Source organism: Mycobacterium sp., assembly GCF_050701675.1.
In the GTDB taxonomy this organism is placed as follows: domain Bacteria; phylum Actinomycetota; class Actinomycetes; order Mycobacteriales; family Mycobacteriaceae; genus Mycobacterium.
In genome coordinates this window covers 1-5,511 of sequence record NZ_JBOGDD010001322.1, presented here as the reverse complement: position 1 = coordinate 5,511, position 5,511 = coordinate 1, and the positions used below count along the sequence as shown (strand labels likewise).

4 protein-coding genes are annotated in these 5,511 nt (G+C 64.9%); all 4 read left to right on the top strand.

Going from position 1 to position 5,511, the window contains the following annotated elements; translation table 11 throughout:
• Positions 1-1,110 (top strand): ABC transporter substrate-binding protein (locus ACRDUX_RS40785; RefSeq protein WP_526423241.1); only part of this gene is annotated, 1,110 nt, incomplete at its 5' end.
• 4 nt (positions 1,111-1,114) lie between these two features.
• Positions 1,115-2,428, top strand: coding sequence for an NtaA/DmoA family FMN-dependent monooxygenase (locus tag ACRDUX_RS40780; protein ID WP_526423239.1), 1,314 nt, complete (start codon positions 1,115-1,117; stop codon positions 2,426-2,428).
• A gap of 49 nt (positions 2,429-2,477) precedes the next feature.
• The gene (locus tag ACRDUX_RS40775) at positions 2,478-3,698 is read left to right on the top strand and encodes an acyl-CoA dehydrogenase family protein (RefSeq protein ID WP_526423237.1); all 1,221 of its coding nucleotides are present in this window, start codon (positions 2,478-2,480) and stop codon (positions 3,696-3,698) included.
• Between the two features lie 163 nt (positions 3,699-3,861).
• Positions 3,862-5,466: an alkaline phosphatase D family protein gene (locus ACRDUX_RS40770; protein WP_526423235.1), complete on the top strand. Its 1,605-nt coding sequence runs from the start codon at positions 3,862-3,864 to the stop codon at positions 5,464-5,466.
• Positions 5,467-5,511 lie beyond the last annotated feature (45 nt).

The window sequence follows — 5,511 nt, the reverse complement described above, 5'->3', positions numbered from 1 at the left end:
GTTCTGAGCGATGCAACGGCGTCTGGTTTGGTCTCGTCGTCGTATTTCGATCTCGACGCCAAGGGCCAGAACGTTGCCACCAACCTCGTCGGCAGCGGTCCATTCGTGATCAAGGATGGGACGGTAGACGAGGTCAATCTCGCGCGGCGTGATGGCTACGCGTGGGCACCGGTTGGGGCGTCCAACCAAGGCGAGGCCTACCTGGATGGGTTCACCGCCGTAGGGGTCACTGAAGACAGCGTTCGACTTGGCAGCTTGGAGTCAGGACAAGGCGATCTGATCCACTACGTCGACCCGAGTTCGCAGCAGGCTGCGGAAGCCGAAGGCCTTCAGGTCATCACGCAGTCGTATGGCGATCAGGGAACCTACGGGCTCGTCCTGCGTAGCAGTGCTCCGTACTTGGACGACGTGAACGTGCGCAAGGCGCTCATCTTGGCCGTTGACAAGCAGAAGCTCATCGATACCGTCTACGCCCCCAACTACAAGGCCGCGAATGGGTTGTTCGGGAGCGCGGGCGTCGACTACGTCGACCAGAGTGACCAGGTCGTGTACAACGCGACCAAAGCCGGTGAGTTGCTGGACCAAGCGGGCTGGAAGCTGGGATCGGACGGGATACGGCACAACTCGGAAGGCAAGCCGCTCAAGCTGGTGGCGCTCATCGACGTGTACACCGTCGGCGCTCCCTCCACCTTTGAGTTCCTCCAGCAGCAACTGAAGAACGTCGGAATCGAGCTGGAGCTCCGCCAGGCCTCCTGGGCGGACTATCCGAATGCCGCGAAGAGCCCGGACATCGGCCTGATCTACCAGAGCGTGAGCCACGAGGCCGCATGGTCACTTGCCAACGCGGTGAGAGCCGACGGTGGCGACGTGTTCAAGCTCCAGGGCAAGGACCCGAAGCTCGAAAGCCTCGTTCAGGCGGTGCTTTACGGCACCCCGAAGGACGAGGCGGAGCGACACACCGCGGCGGTGGACTTCGGGCAGTACGTCGTCGATGAGGCCTACGTCCTGCCGCTGACCGAGCGAACGCAGACCTTCGTGGCGAACTCTTCTGTTCACGGCTTCACCCAGACCCAAAGCCAACCTTGGCTCTACCTCACCTGGAAGAACTGACGCTTTGTCCGGCACCGAACGACAACTGCACCTCGGCCTCAACGCTCCCGGGCTCGGCACCTACCGGTCGGCGTGGCGGCGACCCGGCATCGACCCGGCATCGACCGCGACGGGCGAGTTCTACGTCCGTCTAGCGCAAGAGGCCGAGCGTGGCCTATTCGACGCATTCTTTCTGGCCGATCAGCAGGCCCTTGATCCGGACTGGCAGACGAATGCCAGTGCGGCCCGGCTGGATCCGGTGATCGCACTGACGACTGCAGCCGCGCACACCGAGTCGGTGGGTCTCGTCGCCACCGTCTCGACCACCTGGCATCACCCCTACAACCTTGCCCGTTCCATCCAGAGCCTGGATCGGGTGTCACACGGGCGCGCGGGCTGGAACGTCGTCACCAACCACAACCCGCGCATCGCTTCCAACTTCGGTCTGGACGCGATCCCGGAGAAGACGCAGCGATACGCCCGGGCGCGTGAGTTCGCCGATGTGGTCCAGGCACTGTGGCGCACCTGGTCACCGGATGCGATCGTCGCCGACAAGACAGCGGGTGTGTTCGCGGCGCCGGGTTCGGTCGTCGAGACCGCGCACGACGGCGAGTTCTTCCGGGTTCACGGCGGTTCGACCGTTCCGTCGTCCGAGCAGGGAGTTCCGGTCATCTTCCAGGCAGGTGCCTCCGACGACGGCCTGGACCTGGCCAACCGCCACGCGGACGCGGTCTTCGTCTCCGCGATGACCCTCGACGCAGCCAGGGACTACCGCCAACGGCTCGCAGCATTGGCTGCGGTCCGTACTGCTGGGCGGGAGCCGGTGATCGTTCTTCCGGGGGCTGCGCTGACGCTCGCGTCGACCGACGACGAGGCGGCCCGCCGCCGCGAGGAGCTCGACGCGGTCGACGGATCACTCAGTGGCCGGCAATACATCGCCGGCAGGCTAGGACTGGATCCCGCCGAGCTGAATCTGGACGAACCGCTTCCGCTGCACCGTGTCGATCTCGAGGAACGCAAGAGGGTCAACTCCGAAGGGTTCATCCGCTCCATCGTCTCCCTCGCCGAGTCCGGCAAGCCGCTGCGCGAGTTATTACGCGACGGCACAGGTCATCTCACCATTGTCGGATCGCCGGGAACAGTCGCGGACACCTTCGAGCAGTGGTTCGCCACTGGCCTGATCGACGGATTCAACCTCATGTTCGACGTGATCGAGGAGAGTTTGCCGCTGTTCGTCGACGAGGTGGTCCCGATCCTGCAGAACCGCAAGCTATTCCGCCGCAAGTACGAGGGCACCACGTTGCGTGATCACCTGGGCTTGACGCGCCCGCATTGGTGATCCCGCCTCGCACCAGAGAAGAAGACACACCAGTAGGCAAGGAACACACATGTCAGATCTGCACCTGGCCGATGTTGCCGTCCGGCCACCGGCGATCGACTCCCCCGAACTCGACGCGATCATCACGCAGATCGCGGAAGACGCAGCGCGGCGCCGCGCGCAGGGGGGCGGCCGTCCCGACCTAGCGCTCCAACTGGCACGCAGTCAGCGTCTCGGCGCGGTGCGCGTGCCGATCGAACTCGGCGGCGGCGGTTACACCAAGCGTGACTGGTACACGCTCGTGATCCGACTCGGCCAGGCCGACCCCGACGTGCCCCACATCCTGCGTGTGCACTGGGGTTTCACGGAGGACCGGGTGCGTCTTCGTCACAGCGAGGCTGGACAGCCCTGGCTCAGCAACGTCGTCAACGGGGTCATATACGGCGGGTCGAACACCGAACTCAACGACCGCACTGTCGGCGTCCGCAACTTCGAGACGCGGTTGACCCCCGATGGTGACGGCTTCCGGCTAGACGGGCGCAAGTTCTACAGCACCGGCAGCCTGTACGCGGACTATCTGCGCATCGGGGTGAACGATGCCGACGGCGGACAGGTCACGGTTATCTTTCCCGCCGACAGGGAAGGCGTTGAACTACTGGACGACTGGGACGGCTTCGGGCAGGCCGAGACTGGCAGTGGCACCACGGTGCTCAACGGCGTTCGGATCGCGAAGGATGAGGTGATCCCGAACGAGCTGGGCATCGAGGGGCGGCCGCGGCAGTCCCAGCCGCAGTTGATACTTCATGCCATCGCTGCGGGAATTCTGCACTCGGTGGCAGACGATGCCGCTGAACTTCTCCGCACGAGACGCCGCACCTACAGCTGGGCGGTGAGCGACTCCCCCGCTACCGACCCACAGTTACTCGAAGCCGTCGGCGAACTGGTCTCCTCGGCCTTTGTCGCCGAGGCCACCGTGCTCGCCGCCGCCGATGCACAAGATCTCGCCGCGGATTTCGCCTTTGAGCACGGACACGCTGACGACGATCTCGAACAGCAGGCATCCTTACTCGCCGCCAAGACGAAAGTCGGTATCGAGGCATTGGCACTCAAGGCCGCCGGCGATCTGTTCGCCGTCGGCGGCGCGTCCGCCACGCGCTCGTCGGCGCACTTGGATCGGCACTGGCGGAACCTGCGCACGCTGTTCTCGCACAACCCGACGCGCTACAAGGCGCGGGTGATCGGCGACAACTTCGTCAACGGCACCCCGCTGCCACGCGAGGGCTTCTTCTAGCCGGACGTCGCCCGACTAGACGGTACATAACGCGATTCGGTAGTGACCCGGCCCGGCCATTGTGGACGTGACCCAATCCGTTAATGCATGCGACACCTGCCGGTGGCTCTTTTGCTTACCGGGTGTTAGCCATCGCGTTGCCGGCGCACCGCACGCTGTCCACATGTCCCATACCGATCACCAACCGATGCTTGCCCGCCGTACCCTCCTGCGCGCCTCCCTTGCCGGTGCGCTGCTCGTCCCCGCGGCGGCAGCTCTGCAGGCCTGCGGCACCTCGGGCAACGGTGGCCCACCGTCGAGCCCCGGCCTGATCGCCAACCGTCCCCGCCTCACTCACGGTGTCGCCACCGGTGACCCGCGGGCCGACGGCGCGCTGGTGTGGGCTCGCTCGGATTCCCCTGCCCGCATGATCATCGAAACCTCTGCCACCGAGTCATTTTCGAACTCCGTCCGCGTCGATGGACCACAACTGAGCCCGGCGTCCGACGGCACCGGGCGGGTGCGCATCACCGGCCTCGAGCCGGGGCAGACGGTGCACTACCGAGTGTCACTGGAAGGTGACGACGGTGCCAGGTCGGAGCCTGTGGTCGGCGTCTTCAAGACAATTTCGGCGCAACCTGAGGACATCAAGTTCGTCTGGTCTGGCGATGTCGTAGGCCAGGGCTGGGGAATCAACCGCCACGGCGGCATGGCGATCTTCGGCGCGATGGCCGACCGCCGACCGGACTTCTTCGTGCACTCCGGCGATGCGATCTATGCCGATGGTCCGGTGCCCGTCACACAGAAGCAGAACGACGGCGCCATGTACTCGAGCGTCACCGCACCGGCCAAGGACCACGTGGCTCAGACGCTCGACGACTTCCGCGGCAATTACGCCTACAACCTCACCGACGATCACTACCTCCGATTCAATGCCACAGTCCCGCAGCTGGTTCAGTGGGATGACCACGAGGTGCTGAACAACTGGTTCCCCGGTGAGTCACTCGCCGGTCAGAACCGCAAGGGCTACACCGAAACCGACGCCGACACGTTGGCCGGTTACGCGTATCAGGCGTGGCGCGAGTGGCAGCCCGTCGAACCGTCGGAGGCCGTCGACGGTCGGCTGCATCGCAAGGTCTCCTACGGCCCGCTGCTCGAGGTCTTCGTCTTGGACATGCGCTCGTACAAGAACCCGAACCCGCAGGCGTGGGCACAGTCCGACGACGGCGGGATCCTGGGGCGTGAACAAACTCAATGGTTGATCGACGGCCTGAAGGAGTCGACGGCGGTCTGGAAGGTAGTCGCCAACGACCTGCCGATCAGCATCGTCGTCCCGGACGCGAACAGCGATCCGGCAGATGGCCCCAAGTCGATGGAAGCAGTCGCGCAGGGTGAGAATGGGCGGCCGCTGGGCCGCGAGATTGCCTTCTCCCGCATCTTGTCCGAAACCAAAGAGGTGCGCAACGTCGTGTACCTCACCGCCGACGTGCACTACACCGCGGCGATCTCCTACCACCCGGAGCGAGCCGGCTTCACCGACTTCACGCCGTTCTGGGAGTTCGTATCCGGGCCGCTGAACGCAGGCGCATTCCCCGAGAGCCCGCTCGACGGCACCTTCGGCGCGCGCTACGAATTCGTCCACGCGCCGAAGGACGAGAACGCCTCCCCGGCCGAGGGTTTCCAACATTTCGGTGAGGTGACCATCGACTCGGACTCCCGGGCGCTGACGGTCAACCTGTGCGACGCCTCCGGAAAGCCGTTGTACACCAAGGAGTTAATGCCGGGGTAGCGGAAGCAGGCGGACGTCGAGAGTCAGATCCGATCAGGTAGACCC